Annotated in this window: 17 protein-coding genes and 1 pseudogene; 10 read left to right on the forward strand and 8 right to left on the reverse strand. The window is 62.4% G+C overall.

The window, feature by feature from the left end; translation table 11 throughout:
* Window positions 1–74: 74 nt before the first annotated feature.
* On the reverse strand, window positions 75–548 hold the full coding sequence (locus tag AC0L3N_RS05745; protein ID WP_123149528.1) for a DUF2269 family protein: 474 nt from the start codon (window positions 546–548) through the stop codon (window positions 75–77).
* Window positions 548–1,834, reverse strand: coding sequence for an SDR family oxidoreductase (locus AC0L3N_RS05750; RefSeq protein ID WP_473546267.1), 1,287 nt, complete (start codon window positions 1,832–1,834; stop codon window positions 548–550). Before AC0L3N_RS05750 ends, AC0L3N_RS05745 begins: the two co-directional genes overlap by 1 nt.
* Window positions 1,835–1,981: 147 nt before the next feature.
* Here AC0L3N_RS05750 and AC0L3N_RS05755 point away from each other — a divergent pair, with 147 nt between their 5' ends.
* Both AC0L3N_RS05755 and AC0L3N_RS05760 read left to right on the forward strand, forming a co-directional pair.
* The gene (locus AC0L3N_RS05755; RefSeq protein WP_123149526.1) at window positions 1,982–2,191 is read left to right on the forward strand and encodes a DUF2934 domain-containing protein; all 210 of its coding nucleotides are present in this window, start codon (window positions 1,982–1,984) and stop codon (window positions 2,189–2,191) included.
* Window positions 2,192–2,241: 50 nt separating this feature from the next.
* Window positions 2,242–2,439, forward strand: coding sequence for a hypothetical protein (locus tag AC0L3N_RS05760; RefSeq protein ID WP_123149525.1), 198 nt, complete (start codon window positions 2,242–2,244; stop codon window positions 2,437–2,439).
* Between the two features lie 176 nt (window positions 2,440–2,615).
* On the opposite strand, the gene AC0L3N_RS05765 is transcribed toward AC0L3N_RS05760, so the two are convergent.
* Together AC0L3N_RS05765 and AC0L3N_RS05770 are read right to left on the reverse strand one after the other, a co-directional pair.
* A complete protein-coding gene (locus AC0L3N_RS05765) occupies window positions 2,616–4,334 on the reverse strand; it encodes an adenylate/guanylate cyclase domain-containing protein (RefSeq protein ID WP_123149524.1) in 1,719 nt (572 codons plus the stop codon).
* 337 nt (window positions 4,335–4,671) lie between these two features.
* On the reverse strand, window positions 4,672–5,421 hold the full coding sequence (locus AC0L3N_RS05770) for a DUF4336 domain-containing protein (protein ID WP_473546269.1): 750 nt from the start codon (window positions 5,419–5,421) through the stop codon (window positions 4,672–4,674).
* Between the two features lie 1,002 nt (window positions 5,422–6,423).
* Here AC0L3N_RS05770 and AC0L3N_RS05775 point away from each other — a divergent pair.
* Window positions 6,424–6,594: a hypothetical protein gene (locus tag AC0L3N_RS05775; protein WP_473546271.1), complete on the forward strand. Its 171-nt coding sequence runs from the start codon at window positions 6,424–6,426 to the stop codon at window positions 6,592–6,594.
* A gap of 858 nt (window positions 6,595–7,452) precedes the next feature.
* Here the strand turns inward: AC0L3N_RS05775 and AC0L3N_RS05780 are convergent.
* Both AC0L3N_RS05780 and AC0L3N_RS05785 read right to left on the reverse strand, forming a co-directional pair.
* A complete protein-coding gene (locus AC0L3N_RS05780; protein ID WP_473546272.1) occupies window positions 7,453–10,605 on the reverse strand; it encodes an ATP-binding protein in 3,153 nt (1,050 codons plus the stop codon).
* A gap of 341 nt (window positions 10,606–10,946) precedes the next feature.
* Window positions 10,947–11,708 (reverse strand): LuxR family transcriptional regulator, encoded by a 762-nt coding sequence (locus tag AC0L3N_RS05785; protein ID WP_473546274.1) that lies wholly within the window; start codon window positions 11,706–11,708, stop codon window positions 10,947–10,949.
* A gap of 116 nt (window positions 11,709–11,824) precedes the next feature.
* Here AC0L3N_RS05785 and AC0L3N_RS05790 point away from each other — a divergent pair, with 116 nt between their 5' ends.
* From AC0L3N_RS05790 to AC0L3N_RS05815, 6 genes are all read left to right on the forward strand, one after another.
* Window positions 11,825–12,715 carry a proline iminopeptidase-family hydrolase gene (locus AC0L3N_RS05790; RefSeq protein WP_473546276.1) on the forward strand — a complete coding sequence of 297 codons (891 nt, stop codon included), beginning with the start codon at window positions 11,825–11,827 and terminating at the stop codon, window positions 12,713–12,715.
* 51 nt (window positions 12,716–12,766) lie between these two features.
* Window positions 12,767–13,705, forward strand: coding sequence for an ABC transporter permease (locus AC0L3N_RS05795; RefSeq protein ID WP_473546277.1), 939 nt, complete (start codon window positions 12,767–12,769; stop codon window positions 13,703–13,705).
* A complete protein-coding gene (locus AC0L3N_RS05800; protein ID WP_473546279.1) occupies window positions 13,702–14,550 on the forward strand; it encodes an ABC transporter permease in 849 nt (282 codons plus the stop codon). Before AC0L3N_RS05795 ends, AC0L3N_RS05800 begins: the two co-directional genes overlap by 4 nt.
* Complete coding sequence (locus AC0L3N_RS05805) at window positions 14,547–16,223, forward strand: dipeptide ABC transporter ATP-binding protein (protein WP_473546281.1); 1,677 nt, start codon at window positions 14,547–14,549, stop codon at window positions 16,221–16,223. Before AC0L3N_RS05800 ends, AC0L3N_RS05805 begins: the two co-directional genes overlap by 4 nt.
* Before the next feature lie 48 nt (window positions 16,224–16,271).
* The gene (locus AC0L3N_RS05810; RefSeq protein ID WP_473546283.1) at window positions 16,272–17,771 is read left to right on the forward strand and encodes an ABC transporter substrate-binding protein; all 1,500 of its coding nucleotides are present in this window, start codon (window positions 16,272–16,274) and stop codon (window positions 17,769–17,771) included.
* Window positions 17,772–18,762: 991 nt separating this feature from the next.
* Window positions 18,763–20,730 (forward strand): adenylate/guanylate cyclase domain-containing protein, encoded by a 1,968-nt coding sequence (locus AC0L3N_RS05815; RefSeq protein WP_473546285.1) that lies wholly within the window; start codon window positions 18,763–18,765, stop codon window positions 20,728–20,730.
* Window positions 20,731–21,225: 495 nt separating this feature from the next.
* On the opposite strand, the gene AC0L3N_RS05820 is transcribed toward AC0L3N_RS05815, so the two are convergent.
* Complete coding sequence (locus tag AC0L3N_RS05820) at window positions 21,226–21,675, reverse strand: OsmC family protein (protein ID WP_473546287.1); 450 nt, start codon at window positions 21,673–21,675, stop codon at window positions 21,226–21,228.
* Entirely contained in the window at window positions 21,672–22,301 is a 630-nt protein-coding gene (locus tag AC0L3N_RS05825; RefSeq protein ID WP_473546289.1) for a GntR family transcriptional regulator, read from the reverse strand. The genes AC0L3N_RS05820 and AC0L3N_RS05825 overlap by 4 nt, the downstream gene beginning before the upstream one ends.
* A 97-nt stretch (window positions 22,302–22,398) precedes the next feature.
* Between AC0L3N_RS05825 and AC0L3N_RS05830 the strand changes: the two are divergent.
* A pseudogene (locus AC0L3N_RS05830) lies at window positions 22,399–22,856 on the forward strand (IS630 family transposase); the annotation flags it as partial.
* Between the last annotated feature and the right edge of the window lie 50 nt (window positions 22,857–22,906).

The following is a 22,906-nucleotide window of genomic DNA, read 5'->3' on the forward strand; positions in this document are numbered from 1 at the left end:
CGCGCCGAACGCACTCGTGGGAAAGATGTTCCCGCGCTGAAATCGAAAGCCGCGACATCCGTCGCGGCAAGCCGTCACCACTCGATCGCCGGTCGCGCGATCATCAGCCAGAAAATCCCGAGGACGGCAGCAAAGGCGGGAAAGCCAAAGGCGAACCACAGCCAGAAAAGCCTGACATACCGGGCCGGCAGCGGGGTCCCTGCTTTGGCGGCTTCGGACGCCAGATTGCGCATCTCCATCTGCATCCATACCACCGGCAGCCAGAATGCGCCGGTGACGATGTAAAGCGCGATGGAAAGCGCGATCCAGCCTTCGGAGAGCGCGTAACCCGCCTGCCAGGCGAGCGCGACGCCGGTGATAGGCTGCGCCACGACGGCAGTTGCCGTGAAGAGAAAATCGGCGATCACCACGATGCGCGCCACTGCCGCGATTGTTGCTGTGTCGCCGGTCCTGTGGGCGAGAAGCATGAAGAAGGCAATGCCGGCGCCGGTGCCAAGCAGCACGCTAGCACCGATGACATGCAGGTACTTCAGCACGAAATAGAGCATCAGCGCTCCTCCAGTATTGCCAAGGCGACGAAGTGAAGGACGATGATCGGCAAGACCTTCAGGAATGGCCCAAGCGGTTCGTGCCACAGGTCCGGGCGCAGGAAAGTGCCCACGACCAGATAGAACAGCGAGAGCGCGATGCCAGCGTAGAGGCCTTTTCGCGCCGTTGGCCGCCAGGCTATGAGAGCGCCGACGACGACGTCGGCAAGGGCGCCGGCGACCACGGCAGTCGCCGACAACATGCCAGCCCCCGTGCTTTGCATAAGGCCGATGCCGTTACCGTAGCCAGTGGTCAGCGAAACAATCCCCGTCATGATCCAGAACAACGGCAGGACGACGAAGATTGCAGCCTTGGCGAAATAAAGCCCGGCGAACCATTTTTCCTGCACCGTTGCCGGATTGAGCGCGAGGAACTGCGCCAGGCTTTGTGGCTGTATGCCGGTCAAGGAAATCCAGTCCGATGGATCTCCGAGCGCCCCTCGTTTGATCTCCCTGGCGGCGTTGGTGCGCATCGGAGGCCGCCAGCCGAGCATCGCGGCAAGATCGCCGAGGCGGTAGAGAAGCCGGGCAACCCATCCCGGCAAGGCAAGCCTGGGCACTGGAGCCCAGCCGAGCCAGCGGCGGAAAGTGCCGACAATCTCGTCCATGGTCAGCTGTTCGGGGCCTGCAAGTTCCAGCGCCAGACGAGACGGACTGCCGGGATTGAGAAAGAAGAGCACCGTCGAGACCACATCCTCGAGCTGCACGACCTGGAGCCGGCCGGTATTTGGCATTGACGGCAGGACCGGCAGCGAGGCCAGACCGCGAAACAATGCACTGGCCCCAAACACAGGCCGGCCGAGCACTACGGAAGGGCGAAGGATTATCCAGCCCAGATCAAGCGCCATCAGGGCCTGATCGCCAGCATACTTCGTCGCCGAGAACGACGAAGGCTGTGCCCGATCGACACCCATTGCCGAGAAGTGGATCACCTTGGCAACGCCGGCGCGGGCGCAGGCGCGAAAAAGAGCCGACGCCGCATCGCGATGAACTTGTCCGGTCTTTTCGCGAGGGCTGTCCTGCAGAACCCCGGCACAGTTCACGACGACATCGATGCCGGCCAGATGCGGCAGCCAATCTTCAGGGCGTAGCGCGGTCGCCATGTCCAGCACCAGCAAGTGGTAGTCGCGGGCTGCATTTGCCTGAGGGCTACGGACGATGCCGACCACCTCATGTCCTTCGGAAACGAGGCGGGAACAGACCGATGCGCCGATCAGGCCGGTGGCGCCAGCAACGAGAATTCTCATCGGACCCAGATCTCCGGTGCCGGAGGGATATTGTTCATTCTACGCTCTGACTTGCGAATGTTCGACGTGCCCGCTCGCGCGAGAACCGTCGGGCAGCGCGGAACAAACCATCGATCGCGGGATTAGGAAAGCACCAGGAGGTCTATCATGGACAGGGAAGAGCGTATCAGGCGGCGAGCCCATGAAATCTGGGAGCGTGAAGGCCGTCCGGAAGGGCGGGAGCGCGAGCACTGGGATCAGGCCGTGCAAGAGATCGAGGCAGAGGATTCCGAAGCAGAACGTGGCCCGGTCATGCCTGACCCGACCGTTGGTGCGGGCTCCGAACCCAATACGGGCGGCACCAAACCATCGAGATAACGGGCAGCCGACGTCTTGATCGGCGGCTTCGGCACGGAAAGGAAAATGCCATGCCTCGTCTGATCGCCTTGATCGTGATTGTATTGTCGGTGGTCTTCATCGGTTGGCTTTGGATCGACCAGACCGGCCAGACGAGCGACGGGACTCAGCCTGCGCCGCGCAATAGACCAGGATGGATGATGACGGCAGTTGAACTCCATTCCGGGCAGGACCTGCAAGTTCTCGCAGTGGACGCGATCCTCGCCTAACTCGAGGGCGCGGGATCCTCGTTCCTGTATTCGTGAATGAGGCCAAGGATTTGCGATCGGACCAACCCGCGAGCCTCTGGCTGAACGAACGGCATCAAGAGTTCGACCCGCTCCTCGACTTTCTCGGGAAGATCCGCAGCAGGATCGATGAGGTCGTTGCCGTGCGGATGCGCTCTTTAGTCGGGAAGGCCAGCCTTGCGGTAGCCTTCGACGAAGCGCTGGAGCACTTCCTCGTTGTCGAATGGCTGCGATGTTGCCCAGTGCCGGATGCTGAAATGGGGATCGTTCATCATGAAGAATTCCGCCTCCTGACGGGCTTCATCCAGGCGCCCGAGCTGCGCGAGGGCTGCCGCAAGCAAGCGCCGCGACGTGGTGCGGTAGGTTTCCGGCTTGCGCAAAGCCTCTACCGCGGATTGATAGTCGCCGAGCGCATAATAGGCTTGGCCTGCCATCCAATAGTACCATCCCGGTGGGCGCGGATTGAGCCGCAACGCCCGCTTCACGAATTCGACGCCCTTGACCGCGTCGCCCCTCAGGGTGATGAGATCCGAGCGTATCGCCCAGGCATCGGCATGATTAGGATCGAGCTTGAAGGTTGCCTCGAACTCGGCATCCGATTCCGCGTAACGCCGCTCGTGACCAAGTATGATGCCCAGCCCCCAGCGGTTCCCCGCATCGTTAGGGTCGAGCGCCACAGCCCGCTGCGCTTCCGCCAGCGCGCGAGGCTGGTTGGTTTGCTTCGGCTCGTTCCAGAACAGCCAGCCGAGCCAAAGATTGAGGGCCAGCAAGCTATGTGCCTCGGCATAGTCGGGATCGAGTCCGATCGCCTTTTCCAGGAGCATGCGCGCTTCCCGCGCGCCTAACCCGGTCTGAAAACTGACGCCGCGGGCTCGCACGCAAAGGTCATAGGCTTCGAGACTCGTCGGCCGTTTGCGCGCCGGCTGTCCGGCCAATCGGCCGACAAGGGCTTCGACGATCTTGGCCGTGACCTCGTCCTGCACTGCAAAGATGTCCTCGAGGCTGCTGTCGTAGCGCTCGGCCCAGATATGATCGCCGCCGATCGCGTCGATCAGTTGCGCATTGATGCGCACGCGCGCCGCGGCGCGCCGGGCGCTGCCTTCAACCACATAGCGCACCCCAAGATCACGCGCGGTCAAACGCACATCGACCGACCGCCCCTTGTAAGCAAAGGTTGAGTTGCGCGCGATGACGAAGAGGCCGGCTGAGCGAGACAGGTCGGTGATCAAGTCTTCGGTCAAGCCGTCGACAAAGGTTTCCTGCTCCGGATCGTTGCTCATGTTGGTGAAAGGCAAGACCGCGATCGAGGGCTTGTCGGGCAATTCGAGCGATGCCAGTCGGCCGACCGGAGCGGCTCTCGGAACGTGCAGGTTCACGCGATAGCAGTATATCGGCTCGGCTATATTCTTCACACGCTGCTCGCCCATGGGCTCGAACGCAAACGCCAGCTTCTGCCTGACCTCCTTGGACACCTTCTCCGAAACGCAGATGCCACCGGGCTCGGCGAGTTGTTGGAGACGCGACGCCACGTTCACGCCCTCGCCATAGCGATCGTCCCCTTCGACGATCACTTCTCCAAGGTTGATTCCGATCCGGACTTCGAAGCGCTGGTCTTCGGCGACGCTCGCGTTACGCTCCGCCATGCCGCGCTGAAGCGTGACCGCGCATTCGACCGCATCCACCACGCTGCCGAACTCCGCCAGCAGACCGTCTCCCATCAGCTTGAAGATTCGCCCGTGTCGCGTCGCGATTTCCGGCTCGAACAGCTCTTTGCGGCCACGTTTCAGCCGGTCGAAGGTGCCCGCTTCATCCGCCTCCATGAGCGCCGAGTACCCGACAACATCGATGGCAAGGATTGCAGCGAGCTTCCGCTCCATGTTGAGCCTCAGAAAGATTCACGACTCGCAAGCCGCAGGTCAGAGGCAGGCAGGACCGGCGCCTCCGGCCTTACCGGCCTATGATACCACAGATCACGCCTCTTGAGACTATGGCTCGCGCGACGCCCCAGCTCTCCAGCAGCAGCGCCACTGACGCGCGAGTCCCACCTATCCCTCCGCTTGTTCGCGGCAGTTGCCGCGCAACCGGACTGTGAACCCCTTTGGCTCAAACGTTTCCCTTGGGCCGTGCTCGTTTGAAGGTCTGAAAAGGTCAGAAGCGGGCATTCGCGAACGTCGACTTTGACCCATTGCGGGCATTGGCCTTCTAATCACTGCCTCACCGAGCCGACTTTGCGAATATCCTGCGGACAATCTCGTCCTCGTTGGCATCAAAGCAGCGGCCGTGGCTGAGAATGACCCGCCGCGGTTGCCACGATCGGAGCTTGCCTATTACTGCCTGTGCCTTGCGCCGCTGCAGGAGAATTGGCAGCCGCATGCCGAAGAAGGTCCGCCCGTGGGGATGGTCCATCCGAGTCAGCTTGATCGCCGTGCGCCAGGGTTCATCGATCATGTCCAGTTCGAGATTGATGATCGTGTCTGTGAGGATCAGCGTCTTTGAAGCGTAGTGGAAAAATATGAACTCTTTGAAGTAGCCACCGGGAAACAGCATCTGGTCAATGTCCTGCCGCCACGCCTCAGGCGGCTTGATCTCCAAATCTCGCGTGAACGTCACATCGGCGTGCCGTGCCAGCGCTCTTTGGCGAACTCTGGGTGATGCCCAGGTGATTGCCTCTGGAAAGACCTTCGACCACTCACCGATATGAGCGTAGTGAAACTGGTTGGGTGAAACGAGGTGGCGGATCCTGCCCAAGTTCCGCAACTCTTCGGCCAGCGTCGCAGCGAACTTGATAGGCGAATGAACGAACAGATCATCGTTCGACAGGCGCACCACCGTCATCCGAGTAGTAAATGGCAGCGGAAGCTTTACTCCGGCTATCGTCAGATATTCAAACGGGCCGTCAACGACGCCAATATCAGGTCCCTGACATTTGTAAACGTTGATGGGGTCGTAGAGGGACGCACCCACGGTCCTCTCCAACTTGTCAGCTGCGGCGCAAGGACAACATAATCCGGTTGGTCATACAATGCGTCCGGCCTGAAAGGCCGCTTGCCATTCAGAAAAGTCCGTCAGACCTGTCCGCTGCAAAAAAGTGAATGAGCTCAAAGCCGACCTTCGGCGCTGACACTGCGGCGGCCAATGGATTCCAAACTACATGTTAATACGATTTCCGCGTGCGAATGACCGCTTTGCGCCTGATATCGGCCATTGAGGTGACCGTTGCCACTGCCTGAAAGCAGACATTGTTGGCGACCATTCTGGCGGCCGCGGTTGCGCCATCTGCGGTAGTTCGAGGGATCCCCGATGAACGGTAGCAGTCGGCCCGCGCGCGTGCCTATGACACATTATCTACACCTAATGTATAACCTAGCCGATTTCGAAGAAATGGGACATAGTTGAGGAGCATATGATCTCTTGTTCATGAATCCGGGCGAGTCGCCCGCCAGCGATTGGAGATATGTCATGGCAGCCAATTGGGATCCTAGTCAGAATGTTAACCACGTCACGCATCGGGTCGAGTGGCCGACGGGTCCGTTGGGACTCAATTCAGGTGAGATACCCAAATGGGTGGAGGCGTGGGTTATGCAGAGCAGCACGGGCGCCAGTCAAAGGACTGCCCAGTGGACAGGTTGGGCGCCGAATAACACGACCTGGACTGCAGACGGGATCCCGCCGGGGTGGATATACGGACAGTTCCACGCCGGGCCGGCATTGGGGATAGCGCTCCTAGCTTACGACTCCAGTGGTACTGATAAATTCTACTGGTGGCTTGAGATAGTCGATCTGTATTAGCAGCTCGGGGTAACTGGGCGAGCGCGGCACGGCTTATGCTGTAAAGCAGTTCTATAACGCCGAATGATCCCTCCCCGCACGCCTGTCAGAATGTGGCGTCTCGCAAGGGCCGGACATACTCGTATAGAAAAGTGACGTGGCCGTTTTGCTTTGCTTGGTGATTAGATGGAGGATGAAATGGCAGTTGACAACGATTTTATTGAGCGTTTCGAGAAGGAGATCAAACTCCTTAAAGACTTGCAGAAGGCGGCCAGCGACGGGATCGACACAGCCGAGAAGCGGCTCGAGAGAATCCGAAATGGGGAGCCTAGGGAGGTCGTCTTTGGTCGTGTCCCGCCAAAGCAATAAGACCGGCGCCTCAGGGCGGTGGTGGCTAGAATCGCTCGATGGAAGCGACCCAAAGGCAGCCTTTCAGCTCAGTCGGGCCGTCGCAGTTGGGTGTTCCGCGCATGGTCACGTGCGTCTTCATGGACGTTGCGTAGAACATCGCGCACCGCCTTTTTGGACAGCAGCGGGGCTTGACTTCACAAGTTGGCAGTCTCGTTTGCTGGACCGATTGTTTCCGGTTTCCGCCGTTGGCATTGTCGGAAAGTGGGAACGTGAAATTGCGACGATACTTGCATGAGCGGCTTGCCAACGGGACAGGTGAACTGGTTCCGGACCGAATCGAAGTTGAAGTCAGCGCAGCTGAAGGTCCGTCATCGGCGTTCGCAACGCGATTTCTATGGTTGCGTTACCCCGGCGAACGCCACCAGATCGGCCACCGTGAAGTTTCCAGGCGTAGACGAAGGAAGGATAGGTGTGGACCCACCGGCGTTCAGATAGGATGACGCATCTCGCTTCAAAATCCTGACAAACGTCTCCGCCACGATCCTGCCGCCGTCTGTTTCGCTGAGGCTTTCTTTTTAGTGACCATGCTTGACCTCTTCGAACATGATTTCAGGAAGTAGCACCCTCACCCAATGGGAAAGGGGGCCTTCAACAAGTTGGGATTAAGCAGAAAGGCCCATGCAGGCGCGCCACCCGGCTGGAAGACCCAAATATCGAGCCTCAGCACTGTCTCGCCCGGTCTGGCTCCAGGGGGGCCAGCGGTGAGGCAAATTTATGCTGTCGATCGTATCGAAGTTCGGTGGCATCACAGCACCTCCGATCCAGAGCGGTTCACAACGAGGTGCGGGCGGTGCCCCTTGCCGCCTCCCGACGGTGTCACATTTTGACGAGTTTGCCTAGGCGGAGCTGGGTCGCGGCCGCGGCGACCACGTTTCCCTTCAGCTCGTAGAGATGCAGCGCTCCGGACACAGCGGCGACCGCCTCCTCGCCTCGGCGGGCGGCCTCGAGCACGTGCGACAGGTCGACCAGTGCATCCGCCCGGTCGTTGACGAAGTCGGTCGCTTCGGCGATCGTCACTGCTTCGCGCGCGAGCGCCTCCGCCGCCCGGAGCTCTGCCCGCCGCGCATGCACGCGTGCGCGCACGCGGCGCCAACGGACCTGCGTCACCAGGTCTCCGCTCGCAGCCAGCTGGGCGCTGAGTTTAGCAAAGTCCTCGGCCTCTTCGTCGCGTCCCTGTTCGAGGATCACCACGGCGAGGGACGCGGCCATCGTCGAACGGAACGCGCGCTCGCCCATCTCCTCAAGCGCGCGATACGCTGCGCGCGCGCTCGTCTCGGCCGCAGCGGGGTTCCCGGCGAGCAGCTCGACGACGGCCTCGTGCTCTGAGGACGCCACGTAGAGCGTAAGGCCGAGGTCGGCGTAGGTGGCGTTGCTCGTCGCGATCAACTCGCGGGCAATCGCGAAGCGGCCGACAATCGCGTTGAGGCACGCGAGCTGGCGGAGGATCGCTGCCTCGGACTCGGGGCTTTCGCCCACTTGCACGCGCATCGCCTCGCAACGGCGGATGCCCTCGGCTGCCGGGGTGGGCCCGAACCACAAGGAGGAAGCGATCCACGTTAGGATTTCGTAGTACTCATGCCAATCCCCCGCACGTCGCGCGTGAGCAGCAGCTTGCTCCCAAGCTGCAATGGCGGCCTCGCCGCGAGCCGCGGTGAAGGATAGCCAGGCCTCGAGCCGCCGTGCGCGGCAGAGGCCGAGGTCGTCCCCGAGGCGCTCGAAGACCGGGATCACCGCAGCTACCGCGCGTGCCGACTCCTCCAGCCCGCCCTCTTCGCCGTGGAAGATCCGGAGGAACTGCCGCTGAACGAGCACATGCGCTGCCAAGCGCTGGTCGTCAGCGGCAGCGGCCAAGCGCTCCGCCTCGTCCAGCGCGCGCCCGGCGTCGTCCAGCCGGCCGCTTTCGATCAGCGCGCCGCTCAAGTCGGCGAGCAGCACGATCCGCCGTGTGTCATCGGCGGGAAGCAGCCGGGAAACCCTCTGAAGCAGGCTGATCGCCGCCGGCAGGTCGCTGCGGACAAGCGCCCGCCGCCCGGCTGCCTCGAGCCGTTCGCATGCCCGGGCGGCAAGCGAGGCCGCGCGCACGTCGCGCGGACCGAGCGCGACACGGTACTGAAAGGCCTGTTCGAGGTGATAGCCGACAATCTCCTCAAACTCGCGTAGCCGGTCCGCGGCCGCTAGCTCGAGCCAGGCGGCGAAGCGCTCGTGCAGGTCGGCGCGCGCATTCTTCGGCAGGGAGCGATACGCGGCGTCGCGGATCAGGACGTGACGGAAGCGATAGGCCTTCTCGCCGGCGAACAACGGCGCCTCCGGGCGGATCAGGTCCCGGCGGACGAGCGCGAGCAAACCGTCCTCGAATGTGTCGAGCACCGGGCAGGCGAGCTCGCTGACGGCGCTCCGATGGAATACTGAGCCCTCGACCGCTGCGGCCGTCAGGATGGCGCGCTCGACGGACGGGAGGCCCTCGAGACGGGCAGCGAGAAGCGCGTTGATAGTCGAGGGGACGGGCAGCTCAACGAGGTCCGACGCGGCGACCCAGCTGTCGGGCGCCTGCCTGAGCAACGCGTCGTCGACGAGCATCGCCACGAGTTCCTCAGCGAAGAGCGCATTGCCCTCGGCCGCGCTCGCGATCCTCGACTCGGCAGCGGGCGGCAGCGGCGCGGGGCCAAGCAGGTTGGAGATCAGCTCGCGGCATTCCGCGTCGCTGAGCCGCTCGAGGACGATCGACGTCGCGTTGCGTTTGCCGGCCCCCCAGCCAGGACGCGAGTCGAAGAGCTCCGGCCGCGCGATGCAGATGAGCAGGATCGGGAAATCGCGTGAGAAGTCGGCGACGTGCTCGACTAAGTCGAGGAATGTCGACTCGGCCCAATGGACGTCGTCCACCACAACGACGAGCGGCCCCGCTCGCGCGAGCGCCTCAAACAGCCTCCGGACGGCCCAGGCGGTCTCCTCGGTCGTCCCTTGTCCCGCGCCGCCAAGCCCGAGCGCCCCGGTCACACGCTCGGCAATCAGCCGGGCCTTCTCGTCGCCTGCGAGCCGCGCCTCGACCACCGCTGCGAGTTGCTTGCCGGAGTCCGGTCCCTCCGCGCGGGTAAGCTCCCGGACGATCTCGGCCAGCGGCCAATAGGTGATGCCCTCGCCATAGGGCAGACAGCGGCCGTGCAAGACTGTGACATCCTCGGCAAGGCCGCTCGTGAACTCCCGTACGAGCCGCGACTTTCCCACACCCGCGTCGGCGAGAATGGTGACCAGGTGGCAGGTCCTATCGCCGACCGCGTTGCGGAAGACGGTCTCAAGCAAGGCTCGTTGGCGTTCGCGCCCGACGAAAGGCGAGTCGAAGCGGCGCGCAACGCCGGGGGCGTGGGCGAGGACTTCTAACACGGCGAGGGCGCGGATGGTCGCGCCGCGCTTGAGTGCGCGCGGCCCGCTCGGCTCGACGACGACCGCATCGCGCACGAGCTTGTGCGTCGGCTCCCCTATCAGGATCTCATTCGCCGTCGCTGCCTCCTCAAGGCGCTTCGCGACAATGACGGCCTCTCCGGCGACTGACAAGTATCCCTGCGTTTGGTCGCCGGCGATCACCTCGCCGGTGTTGATGCCGATTCGGTTCATAAGGCGGACGCCCCAACCGGCTTCGAGCTCGTGGTTAAGGATGGCAAGTGTTTCGCGCATCTCCACCGCTGCCCGCACCGCGCGCAGCGCGTCGTCTTCGTGGACGAACGGCATGCCGAACACAGCCATGATCGCGTCCCCGATATAGTTGTTCACGATTCCGCCGTGCCGTTGAACGACGGCGCTCAACTCGCCGAAGTACCGGGAGAGCAGGTTCCGGAGCGCTTCGGGATCGAGGGAAAGGCTAAGCCGCGAGGAATCGACGATGTCGGCGAAGAGGATGGTGACCGTCTTGCGGGCGTCCGGCCCGGGCTCCCGCGCGGCCGGCGCTGCCGGCTTAGCTGGAACCGAGGAAGCCACCTTAGGCCTCCGCTTCGGGCTCGGCCGGAGATGGTTATCCGATGACATGGCACGGCTCCGTGTCTTAGCCTCCCCACGCCGCTGACCAGTTGCGGATTGTCATGGGTGCTGCTTTCACGATACAGCCGCTTCTCAACAAGAACAAAGCGGTTTCCTCGCCGCTCAAAACTCCCGCACTTCTTCCAAAGATACCTTTTGGGCTATCTGCGGGGCTTTAGTTGGCTTCTCCCTCATAGGTGGAAGAACCGGCTGCAAACTTGCCGAGCGGTCCGTCCGCAGAAAGCGATACCCGCATTATTAGGAATAACCACCGGGCCTGCTGGGGTGATAGGGCCTTTTCGTCAGTTGTCGAGCAGGCGGAAATGCGCGGCGCGAACGACGGCCTGCGTGCGGTTCCTGGCGCCCAGCTTCCTGGCGGCGGCGGTGAGGTGCATGACGACCGTAGGAATCGAGCGCCCGATGACGCGCGAGATCTCCTTGGCAGAGAGGCCATGTGCCGAATGGCGGAGACACTCGCGCTCGCGCTCAGTCAAGGACGGCAGGAGCGGACTGAGAGCCGATCGGTCGTAGAGGGCGTAGGCCGTGTCGTGGAAGACATGCGCCAGCAAGCTAAAGCGCGCGATGGTTTCCGCATCCCGATCTACCATCTCGTCCGCGCCGAGGCGGATGCCGGTAACCGTGGCATAGCCGCCGCGCGGCATGTGGATAGGGATCGTGACGCCGCTAGTGAGGTCGCGCTCGCGCAGATAGCGCGCAACGGGTTCCGTAGTCTCGTCGAGGAGCGCGCCTATCTCGGTGTCGATCGCCTTGTTGTAGCTCCAGGCGAAGGGGGCGGAACTGCGCGCCGCCACGATCTGCACCGGATCGATGCGGAAGTAACCTCGATCGCACCAATAGTCGCGCATGTCGTCATCGATGTTACGCAGCTTGAGCATCGACGGGATCATGATAGCGCCGTCGAGATCGTACGGGATGGGCGTGTAGTCGTAGACCAGCGCGTCGTAGCCTAGGCCGGACAGGGCGGCGAACGCCTCGTCGATGCATTCGTCCAAGGTGCCATGGCGAGTGAAACGCCGCCTGATCGTTGTGATTTCGTCCAGCATGAGCTCTTCCGCCGACATCCTCCCGGACCCACCCTATCACTTCTTATAGCTGACGCACTCCCAACGTTTCGCTTAAAATATGAGCATGCCTAAAAGCTGTGCATTCGGAGCGTATCATGTGGCGTGAGATGGCGGCCGACGATCGCATCGAGGTAAATGTCGACGGCTTCAAGGTCGTCGCCTACAGCTTCGGCTCCAGCACCGAGACGGTGTTCTGCCTCAACGGCGGGCCTGGCCTGGCCTGCGACTACCTTCGTGAATCGCACTCCTGCCTGGTAGACCAGGGATACAGGGTGGTGGCGTTCGACCAGCTTGGCACCGGCGCCTCCGACCGGCCGACGGACACCTCGTTGTGGACTATCGCGCGCTACGTCGAGGAGACCGAGACGGTTCGCAAGACGCTGGGACTCGGCAATGTACACATGCTGGGTCATTCCTGGGGCGGCTGGCTGGCGATCGACTATGCGCTTGCCTACCAGGAGAACCTGCAGACGTTGATCCTCGAGGATACCGTCGCCGACATGCCGCATCTTGTTCTGGAACTGGAACGCCTGCGCGCCTCGCTGGGACCCGAGACCGTATCGATGATGCAGAAGCACGAGGCGCAGGGAACCTACGATCATCCGGAATACATGGCGGCGGTGACGATCCTCAACTACCGCCATGTCTGCCGCCTGGCCGAATGGCCGGCGCCGGTGCGCCGCTCGCTCGACGACTGGAACATGGGACCCTACGCGACCATGCAAGGTCCGAACGAGTTTCTCTACATCGGCAATCTCAAGGACTGGAACCGGGTGCCCGACCTGCCCAGGATCAAGGTGCCGGTGCTGATCACGCATGGCGAGCACGACGAACTGACACCAGCCTGTGGTCTGCGCATGAAGCTTGGCCTGCCGCAGTCGGAGTTGCACATCATCCCGAATGCGAGTCACATGCCCTTCTACGAGAACCCAGCTGCATACTATCCGATCCTTTTAGGGTTCCTCTCGCGCAACAAGGCAGGCTGATGCAGGCCGAATGCAGGGGAAAGGGAGCGGACGGGGAAACACCTCAGGGCCATGCACCGCTATAAGTTCGTTCTATACCGTCCGCTTCAGTTCCTGCCGGTGCTGTTCGGCATCAGCGTGATCACGTTCATCCTTGTCCGGCTGATCCCCGGCGACCCCGCTCGCGTTCTGCTCGGCGCCCGCGCCACCCCCGAAGCGATCGCCCGCATCCGCGCGCAGTACGGCCTCGATGAGCCCATGCTCGTCCAGTATTTCTACTTCCTGCGCAACCTCGCGGACGGCGAGATGGGGCGCTCGATCCTCTACAAGATCGATGTGCTGAAGCTAATCGCCACGCGCATCGAGCCCACTCTGACGCTGGTGCTTTGCAGCGTTGTGCTGTCGGTATTGATCGCCGTGCCGGTGGCGGCGATCGCGGCGCGCAATCAGGGCAGGCTGGCCGACCAAGTTATCCGCATCGTTTCCACCTTCGGCATCGGCTTCCCGCCCTTCTGGCTCGGCCTGATGCTGATCATCCTGTTCAGCGTCGAACTCGCCATTCTCCCGGTGTCCGGTTACGGCAACACGCTTTCTGAAAAGCTTGCACATCTCGTGCTGCCGAGCCTCACTGTCTCGCTGTCGCTGTCGACCGTTCTGGCGCGCAGCTTGCGTGCGGCGATGGTCGAAGGCTTGAAGTCCGACGTGGCGACTGCCGCGCGCGCGCGCGGCATGCCGGAGAGCATCGTGTTCTGGCGCCACGTGCTGCCAAATTCGTTGGTGCCGACCGTCAACCTTCTCGCCGTAAACATAGGTTGGCTGCTAGGCGGCACCGTCGTGGTGGAGACCGTCTTCGCGCTGCCCGGCATGGGCCAGCTGCTGGTGCGCGCCATCTTCTCGCGCGACTACATGGTCGTGCAGGGCGTGGCGATGGTCTTCGCCTGCGCCACCGTGCTGATCAACTTCCTGGCTGACATCGTCACGGTGGCTCTCGATCCGAGGGTGAAGCTGTGAGCGACCCCTTGGCCGCGCCCGCGCTCGGCAGGCAGGGCCGCTTTCGCCGCCGCGGTACGCTGGCGGCCGGCGTCTTCCTGCTTGGGGCGTTCGTCGTCCTCGCGCTCGGCGCGCCGCTGATCGCGCCCTACGATCCGATCGCCCAGGATGCGACAGCACGGCTCCAGGGGCCGTCCTGGCCGCACCCGTTCGGGACCGATAATTTCGGCCGCGACATCCTCTCGCGCGTCATTTGGGGCACGCGCATCGACCTCAAGATCGCCGTCATCGGCGTTATCTTCCCCTTTCTCATCGGCACCACGGTGGGCACGGTAGCCGGGTTCTTCGGCGGGATAGTCGACGCCATCTTCATGCGGCTGGTCGACGTCATCTTGGCCTTCCCGTTCCTGGTATTGATGCTGTCGATCATTGCGATCCTCGGGCCTGGCCTGGCCAGTTTTTACATCGCCATGGCCCTCGTCGGCTGGGTTTCCTACGCGCGGCTCATCCGCGCCCAGATGCTCGTGCTCAAGAACCACGACTACGCGGTTGCGGCGGTCAGCCTCGGCTTCAGCCGCATGCGCATCATGTTCCGTCACCTCCTGCCCAATGCCGCTGCCGGCTCGGTCGTCTTCGCGATGTCCGACGCGGTCCTCGTCCTGCTGAGTGGCGCGGCCATTAGCTATCTCGGGCTGGGCGTGCAGCCGCCAGTCGCTGAGTGGGGCGTGATGGTGGCGGAAGGCCAAGCCTTCGTCACCACCGCCTGGTGGATTACACTGTTCCCGGGGCTTGCGATCGTGACGCTCGCCTTCGCCTTCAGCATGATCGGCGACGGGCTGGCCGATTTGTTCGGGGTTCACGAGTGATCGCGGCGCTGCTCAAGGTCACGGACCTGACGGTCGTCCATGACGGTGACGGCGGGGAGCGTACCCTGCTTGATGCCGTGTCGCTCGATCTCGCCCCGGGAGAAGTGCTCGGGCTGGTCGGCGAGAGCGGGTCGGGCAAGAGCCTGCTCTGCCGCTCACTTGTTAGGCTGCTGCCATCGAGCCGGCTCAGGATCAGCGGTGGCTCGATCACACTTTCCGGGCGTGAGCTGACGACCGCGCCGGAAGCCGAGATGCTCGCGGTGCGCGGCGGTGAAATCGGCATGATCTTTCAGAATCCGAGCAGCCATCTCGACCCGGTCATGAGGATCGGCGACCAGATCACCGAGGGCATCCGCTTTCACCAGCGGCTGGACGCCAAGGCGGCGCGCGCCGCGGCGGTGGATATCCTCGCCCAGGTCGGGTTTCCGGATCCGGATCGGCAATACGATAGCTACCCGCACGAATTCTCCGGCGGCATGCGCCAGCGCGCCATGATCGGCGCGGCGCTATCGAGCAATCCCAGGATCCTGATCGCCGACGAGCCGACGACGGCACTCGACGTGACGATACAGGCGCAGATCCTGCGGCTTCTGATGGACATCCGCGCCAGGCGCGGACTCTCGGTGATCCTGGTCACCCACGATCTCGGCATCGTCGCCCAAGTCTGCGACCGCATCGCGGTGATGTGGCAAGGTCGACTGGTGGAGATTGGAGAGAAGCGCGGTCTGCTTGCGGCGCCGGCGCATGCCTACACCCGTTCGCTGATCGCCAGTCATCCCTCGCTGCCGGAGGAGGACATGCCGGCAAAGGCTGAGAAGCTCCGGGCACCCGGAGCGGTGCCGGTGGTCGACATCGAGAAGCTGCACGTGCGCTTCGCCACGGGCGGCCTGTTCCGGCGAGGCGCGGTTGATGCCGTCAATGGGGTCACACTCCGTGTCATGTCGGGCGAAACGGTCGGCATTGTCGGCGAATCCGGAAGCGGCAAGAGCACTCTGGCGCGCGCCGTCCTTGGACTTACGCCGGTCTCGTCAGGCACGATACGGTTCGATGGTACGGACATCGCGTCAGGTCGCGCAGTCCTCGGCATGCTGCGACGTCAAACCGCCATGGTTTTCCAGGACCCTTACAACGCCCTCAATCCTCATCTTACCGTTGGCAAGATGCTGGCCGAGGTCCTGCGGGTACAGGGCAAGATCGAGACCGCGCAAATTCCGGCACGCTGCGGCGAACTGCTCGACCTGGTCGGCTTGGGGCGCGCGTTCCTCGACCGCAAGCCGCGCTCGATGAGCGGCGGCCAATGCCAGCGAGCCGGGATAGCTCGCGCGCTCGCCGTCGACCCGAAACTTATCATTGCGGACGAGTGCGTGGCCGCCCTCGACGTCACCATCCAGGCGCAGATCGTGGAGTTGTTCCGCGAACTGGTGGAACGTATGTCGCTCACGCTGATATTTATCGCTCACGATCTCGCAATCGTTCGCAATCTCTGCCAGCGTGTTGTGGTGATGCACCGCGGCGTGATCGTCGAGGAAGGTCGGTCGGAGGAAGTGTTCTCCCGGCCGAAGCATGCCTACACCGCCGCGCTGATTGCCGCCGTTCCGCATATCGATCCGGACAAGCCGCTGCTTGCTCCCTCGAAGACGGCGACCCCGCAGGCCGACGGGGTCGCAAACTGAAACCAAAGGCAAACCAAAAGGGGAATACCGATGTTAAGAAGCAAATGGATGCGCATCGGCTTGGTCACCGTTATGACCAGCCTGTCCCTGGGGGCGACGCTCGCAGAAGCCGCCGGCGTACTCACGATTGGCCGGCGCGAAGACTCGACCACCTTCGATCCGATCAAGACCGCCCAGAACATCGACCTGTGGGTGTTCGCCAACGTCTATGACGTGCTGATCCGCGTCGACAAGACGGGCACCAAGCTGGAGCCCGGTCTCGCCGAGAGTTGGGAGGTCAGCCCGGACGGCCTCACCTATACGCTCAAGCTGCGCGACGCGAAGTTCTCGGACGGCTCCGACCTGACGGCCGACGACGTGGTGTTCAGCCTCACCCGCATCAGGGATGACGAGGGCTCGCTGTGGGCGGATCCTTTCAAGGTGATGGATACGGTCGAGGCAACCGATCCAAAGACCGTCACGATCAAACTCAAGCAGGCGACCGCGCCGTTCCTGGCGACGCTGGCCTTCCCGATCGCCTCGGTTCTTTCCAAGAAGGGCTTCGAGACGCTCGGTCCGGAGAAATATGCCGAAACACCCATCGGCTCTGGCGCCTTCACCATCACGGAATGGAGGCGCGGCGACCGTGTCATCCTGGCGAAAAACCCGCATTTCTGGGAGGCCGGTCGTATCAGCCTCGACGGAGTCGAGTGGATCTCCGTGCCGGACGATAACACCCGCATGCTGAACGTGCAGGCCGGTCAGCTCGACACCGCGATCTTTGTGCCGTTCTCACGCGTCGCCGAACTGCAGAAGGATTCCAACCTCACCGTCCATCTCGACCCGTCGACCCGCGAGGATCACCTGCTGATTAACCACGAGCATGGCGCGCTGGCGAAGAAGGAGGTGCGGCAGGCCCTCGACATGGCTATCGACGAGCAGGCTGTGGTCGACACGGTGACGTTCGGCTACGGCGAGGTCGCAAACTCCTACGTCCCGAAGGGCGCACTCTATTACTACGCCGACAATCTGAAGCGGCCCTACGATCCGGAAAAGGCCAAGCAGATGCTGGCCGACGCCGGGGCCTCGGACCTGACGCTCAACTACGTCGTGCGGGCCGGCGACGAGATCGTCGAGCAGACGGCTGTGCTGCTGCAGCAGCAGCTCGCCAAAGCCGGAGTCACCGTCAACATCCAGAAGGTCGACCCGAGCCAGGAATGGGACATGCTGGTGGCCGGCGACTATGACATCTGTGTCAATTACTGGACCAACGACATCCTCGACCCAGACCAGAAGACCACCTTCGTTCTCGGCCACGACGCGAACATGAATTACATGACCCGCTACAACAACGAGAAGGTCAAGGAGCTGGTCGCGGCGGCGCGCATCGAGATGGATCCAGCCAAGCGCGAGCAAATGTACACCGATCTGCAGAAGATGGCCAAAGAGGACGTCAACTGGATCGATCTGTACTACAGCCCGTTCATCAACGTCTCGCGTAATAACATCGAGAACTTCTACCAGAATCCGCTGGGCCGGTTCTTTCTGGAAGACGTGGTCAAGAACTAGACTTGTGAACGAAGCCACGGGACGCCGCTCTGCGGCGTTCCGCCCAGCCCTGACAGCACGTTTGGCGTGCTGCCCGTCTTACCGCGCGTCGTTTGTTGGGACAGGTGAGCGATCTGCTGCTGTCGCTACTTCCGCTTTCTGACAGTTCCGCGCTGATTGCGGACGGTCCGCACTCGTGAACCAAGACTGGCGGGCGGCAATGCCTCTATCTCTGCCGGAGAGATCACCTTTGCCGCTTCCTGAAAGCAGACATAGCCCGCGACCACGCTGGAGGTCATGGATGCGCCAGAAGTAGCCATTCCCGGGTCTTCTCCAAACCCGACCTTTGCCCTTCGGCCGCTGTCGACCGATAGAGTTCTCTAATGGGTCAAGGGCGGCGGCTCGGTTGTGAGCGTTATCGACGCTTTCGGGTGCCTGCGTTCTCTACGTGCTCATGGGCACTTGATGGGGTTAGCTGGGTGTGGAGCGGCTTGGTGCAGTCGAGCGGCTTATGGGGCGCAAATTCAAGGCAGCGATTGCCTACTATCCGATATGTTCGGTAGCGAGTGGCGACAGTCCCGACCTTGATCCTGATCGGCGAGCTTTGACGATTGGAGCCCCGCCAAAAAATGCCGAGAGATGATGAAGCAGCGCAGCGGCAGGGGAAGCTCCGTGCAGCTTCAGGTCTACAAGGGCGCTCATCACGCGTTTGATGCCCCGGAATTCAAGACTGACATCGAGGCCTACGGTCACTGGGTGGAGTACAAAGCGGTTGCAGCCGACCGATCCGTAAGCGTTGACACTCTCGACACTGCGCGAGAAAGGGGCGCATCTTCGAGGCGCCCGCGTCCGCGACTGAGGCGGGCGCTCTTCCATATTTACGAAAGGAACACCCCTATGAGGATCGGAATCATCGGCGCTGGAACCACATTGGTGCGAATGCTTCGGCGCGTCCTCTCCTTAAAGCCGTCACCGGGCTTGCAATGCGGTGGCGCATTATGACATTGGCTGCATGAGCACGTCCGCACAACCAGTGCGTCTGGTCCGCCCCGAAAAGAAGCGGCGTCGCATCCCCATTGCAGTCATCATGGCGATGAGTTTCGGCAGCCTCGTGTTCCTGTCGGTCGGCGGCGTGCTCGCATTGTCGGTCGGCGCCAACCTTCGCAACACTTTCGACCTGCTCGGCGCCCAGTCGACGCTCCTGATCGATGCGATGGAGGATTCGCTGCGCGCCGAGATGGGGCGCGCCGAGAGCGCCGTGGACGGCGTCGCGCAGCTCTACAAGCAGGGCGAGTTCCAGATCGACGACGAGGCGATGTCGGCGGCACTTGCCAGTGCGCTGGCGGCAGCGCCGGGGGTGAACGCAATGTTGATCTGCACACCCGACCTGATTTGCAGGGGGGCGGCGGTGACCGGGGACAACGACGCCAAATATCCTGCCGGAACGATCCGGAAACTCCCCGCCGAGACCGAGAAATCGCCGCAAGTGCGCGCTGTTCTTGAAGAGCGCCAGCAGGTCGACGGACGCCGGTGGGGCGCCTTCGTGGCCAACGAATATGGCTTGTTCGCCAACGTCTCGGCGCCGCTGTCACGCGATGGCGCCACGAAGGCCTGGGTGATCGCCGCGGTGGAACTGCAGAACTTGTCCAAAATCACGCAGGAACTGTCGTCGCGCTTCGGCACGCATGCCTTCATTCTGGATGGCGACGGATCCATCCTGGCGGACCAGCGGCTGGCTTCCCCGGATGCGCTGAAGGACGGCATCCTGCCGCTGACGCCGCTCGCCAATTTCGGCGATCCGGTTCTCGCCGGATATGAGGCGCGCAAACCGGAACCGGAGTTCAGCACGCAGCGTACCCGCGATATCGAGGTTGCCGAAATCCGGGTTGACGAAATCCAGGTTGACGAAATCCAGGTTGACGACAAGGACGGTTCGACGTCATGGGACGGAGAGAACACTTACGTCGCTATTACCCGTGAGATCACCGGCTATGGCGACCGGCCCTGGACGCTCGGCGCGTATTTCAAGACCAGTCAGATCGGTGACGAAATCGAGCGCGTCATGGGATCGGCCATGCTTGGACTTGGCGCGATGGCGGTGGCGGTCATTGTCGCGATTCTTCTCGGCAAGCGCCTGTCGCGCCCGATCCAGGCGATTGCCGGCCAGGCCACGCGCGTCGCCGATTTCGATCTCGACGGCGTGACCCCCCTGCCGCGCAGCAGTGTGCTGGAGTTGGACAACCAGGCTTCGGCGTTCAATGCCATGCTGATCGGTCTGCGTGCATTCTCGACCTATGTTCCGCGCTCGCTGGTGGCCAAGCTGGTGCGCACCGGAGAGAGCGGCATCGCCGAACCGCGCGAAGCGGTCGTCACCGTCATGTTCACCGACATCGCCGGCTTCACCACGCTGTCGGAGCAGATGGACGCCGCCGCCGCGGCCAGGCTGCTGAACCACCACTTCGCGATCCTGTGCGGCGCGGTCGATGCACATGGCGGCACGGTCGACAAGTTCCTGGGCGACGGCATGCTGGCGTTCTTCGGCGCGCCGGATCGTCTGAAGGGCCATGCCGCCGCGGCCGTCCGCGCAGCCGCGGCGATCCGCGAGGAGCTGGACAAGGACAATCTGGAAGCGGCTGGCGAAGGCCGGCCTCCGCTTCATGTCCGTATCGGCATCCACACGGGCTCCGTCATCGTCGGCAATATCGGCGCATCCGATCGTGTCAACTATACGATCGTCGGCGACACCGTGAACGTCAGCCAGCGGCTGCAGGACCTCGGCAAGCAGCTCGAACCGGGCGCCACCGCCGCAATCGCCATTTCCGGCGAGACCGCGTCGCGGCTCGACGAAAGGTTCGAAAGGATCCCGGCGGGCAAGCACCGGCTGCGCGGCCGCGGCGAGGCGACGGAGGTCTTCCAGCTTGGCAAAGTCGCGACGTCAGCATCGCCCCCTATGGACGTTCACCGCGCCCAAGCGGGCTGAGTAACATGCCACTTCCATGCCGCTGATCGGCGGCTTGAAGAAGCCGACGGCTTTGGGAATGACTGGAGCCGGGTCACCTAGCGCCGTAGCTGATTTCAATTGGAACGGCAGGAACGGTGCAAAGTCGCTGTTCCGGGCAACGTCCGCTTACGAGCCGCCAAATCGGCCCAGCAAGGGCCGGTTTGGGGTCAAGACTGGTGGTTCTGGTGAACGTCGGCTTCCGGGAAGGAAATTCGGTCAGGAAGGGCCGCTTCGGGTCAACTCACGACGATAGTCCGCCGACCCAAAGCGGAAGTTCGCTTCCGCTCAGTCGAACTCACGCCCATGACCCATCGGTGACCTTCATTGTCCGCATTGTGAACGGCAGCAATGCTGACCCAATGCGGACACAACTCGCAGACACCGGGGAAGCGAAACTAAGGATAGCAAATGTGCTTAAGCAGCGAACGCCCAACTAGTGGCTTTTGAGCAGGTCGCCATGCCGCCGAATGCCTGTCAAGTGACGACCTGGATTTCCGTCTTCACGGAATTGGCAATGAAGCACTGTTCATGCGCCGAGAGGTGAAGTTCCGCTTCTGTTGCGGCGGTTGGCGTTTCCCCGGCGTAGACAATGGTCGGATTGAGGTCAACGCGGCTGACTACCAATCGTCCGTCCACCTTCTCCATCATCCCGACCGCCTTGTCGGTATAGCTCTCCACGACGATCCCCTGGGGCGCCGCGATCGAGAGAAAGGTCAACATGTGGCAGCTGGAAATTGCCGCGATGTAAGCCTCCTCCGGGTCGACGTTGGCTTCCACTGAATAAGGAAGCGGAACGATATGTGGCGAAGCGGATGCCGGCACCACTTGGCCTCCGTCGAAGCGCCAGATGTGCGCGCGGCTGTAGCGCTTGTCGGTGAATACCGCTCCTTCTCGCTCCCAGTGCACTTCGACGGTCATTTTCATGATTGATCCTTTGTCGGAACGGAAAGAAGTCTTGCAGCCGTCTGGGTCAGATGGCAGCGAAGATGCTGCGCCGCAGCGTCGAAATCGCGCCTCGCACAAGCGGCAACGATCGCCGCGTGTTCCTCGAAGAAATCAATTCGCTCCTGGGCGCCACGCCCTTGGTGAAGGGTTGACCGCCGGGATTCTCGTCGAAGGTCTCCGACGGTCTCAAGTAATCGAGTATTCGTGCAACCGCTGTACAGGGCGAGGTGAAATTGTTGGTCGAGCTCCAGAATCCGCGACGGATCGTACTCCGCGAACAGCTCGTCGTTGAGCCTCTCAGCCTTACGCAAGGCGGAAGGCTGAAGCTCCGGCAACGACTGCTCCAAGGCAGCGACCTCCAAAATGGCCCGAAGTTCGCAAAGTTCGGTCGCCTCCCGTTCTGAGAGGATCGCGACTGCCAGGCTTCGATCGGGTCGCCGCACGACCAAGCCACTTCCGAGCAAACGGTCCAGGGCCTGTCTGACTGGCTGGCGGCTCACTCCGAAACGCTCGGCGATCGATTCCTGCTTGAGAACCGAACCTGGTGCCAATTCACCTGACTCAATCTCGTCTTGCAGCTCGCTAAAAATCGATTTTGGATCCATGGATCCAAACAGTATGATATTTCGGAGTTGGTCAAGCTCTAATCAGCTTCAACCGTTTTCCTGCAAAGTGACATTCCCGCTTTTCCGCTCAAGCGCAGGGCTGGACGGCACGGTCATCGCGCAGAACATGCAGCGCCACCGCCATCAGGAGTTCATCCGCTTCCTCAACCGCATCGAGCGCGAGGTGCCGGCGGACAAGGCAATCCATGTGATCCTCGACAATTACGCCGCGCACAAAAAAGACAAGGTCCGCGCCTGGCTCGACCGCCACCCACGCTGGACCTTCCATTTCACCCCAACATCCTGCTCCTGGCTCAACGCCGTCGAGGGCTTCTTCGCCAAACTCACCCGGCGCAGGCTCAAGCACGGCGTCTTCCATTCCGTTGTCGATCTTCAGGCCGCCATCAACCGCTTCATCCGCGAATACAATGCCGAGAACCCGCGACCATTCATCTGGAAGCCAATCCCGATGACATCATCGCCGCCCGAAACCGCGGGTTCCAAACGTTGGAATCAATCCACTCGGTCGTGAGGCACGTACCTTCGAAAGGATGAATTCGGCTCTCAAAGGACGAACTTACAATGCCCATCGGCGGCCTCTAAGC

The organism is Mesorhizobium sp. WSM4807 (assembly GCF_055811615.1).

Bases quoted from the DNA above. Each gene is read 5' to 3' on its own strand.
- AC0L3N_RS05785 (WP_473546274.1), bottom strand. From the start codon at position 11,708: ATGCTGGACGAAATCACAACGATCAGGCGGCGTTTCACTCGCCATGGC.
- AC0L3N_RS05825 (WP_473546289.1), bottom strand. From the start codon at position 22,301: ATGGATCCAAAATCGATTTTTAGCGAGCTGCAAGACGAGATTGAGTCA.
- AC0L3N_RS05765 (WP_123149524.1), bottom strand. From the start codon at position 4,334: ATGGAGCGGAAGCTCGCTGCAATCCTTGCCATCGATGTTGTCGGGTAC.
- AC0L3N_RS05760 (WP_123149525.1), top strand. From the start codon at position 2,242: ATGCCTCGTCTGATCGCCTTGATCGTGATTGTATTGTCGGTGGTCTTC.
- AC0L3N_RS05820 (WP_473546287.1), bottom strand. From the start codon at position 21,675: ATGAAAATGACCGTCGAAGTGCACTGGGAGCGAGAAGGAGCGGTATTC.
- AC0L3N_RS05755 (WP_123149526.1), top strand. From the start codon at position 1,982: ATGGACAGGGAAGAGCGTATCAGGCGGCGAGCCCATGAAATCTGGGAG.
- AC0L3N_RS05810 (WP_473546283.1), top strand. From the start codon at position 16,272: ATGCGCATCGGCTTGGTCACCGTTATGACCAGCCTGTCCCTGGGGGCG.
- AC0L3N_RS05795 (WP_473546277.1), top strand. From the start codon at position 12,767: ATGCACCGCTATAAGTTCGTTCTATACCGTCCGCTTCAGTTCCTGCCG.
- AC0L3N_RS05750 (WP_473546267.1), bottom strand. From the start codon at position 1,834: ATGAGAATTCTCGTTGCTGGCGCCACCGGCCTGATCGGCGCATCGGTC.
- AC0L3N_RS05775 (WP_473546271.1), top strand. From the start codon at position 6,424: ATGGCAGTTGACAACGATTTTATTGAGCGTTTCGAGAAGGAGATCAAA.
- AC0L3N_RS05745 (WP_123149528.1), bottom strand. From the start codon at position 548: ATGCTCTATTTCGTGCTGAAGTACCTGCATGTCATCGGTGCTAGCGTG.
- AC0L3N_RS05815 (WP_473546285.1), top strand. From the start codon at position 18,763: ATGAGCACGTCCGCACAACCAGTGCGTCTGGTCCGCCCCGAAAAGAAG.
- AC0L3N_RS05790 (WP_473546276.1), top strand. From the start codon at position 11,825: ATGTGGCGTGAGATGGCGGCCGACGATCGCATCGAGGTAAATGTCGAC.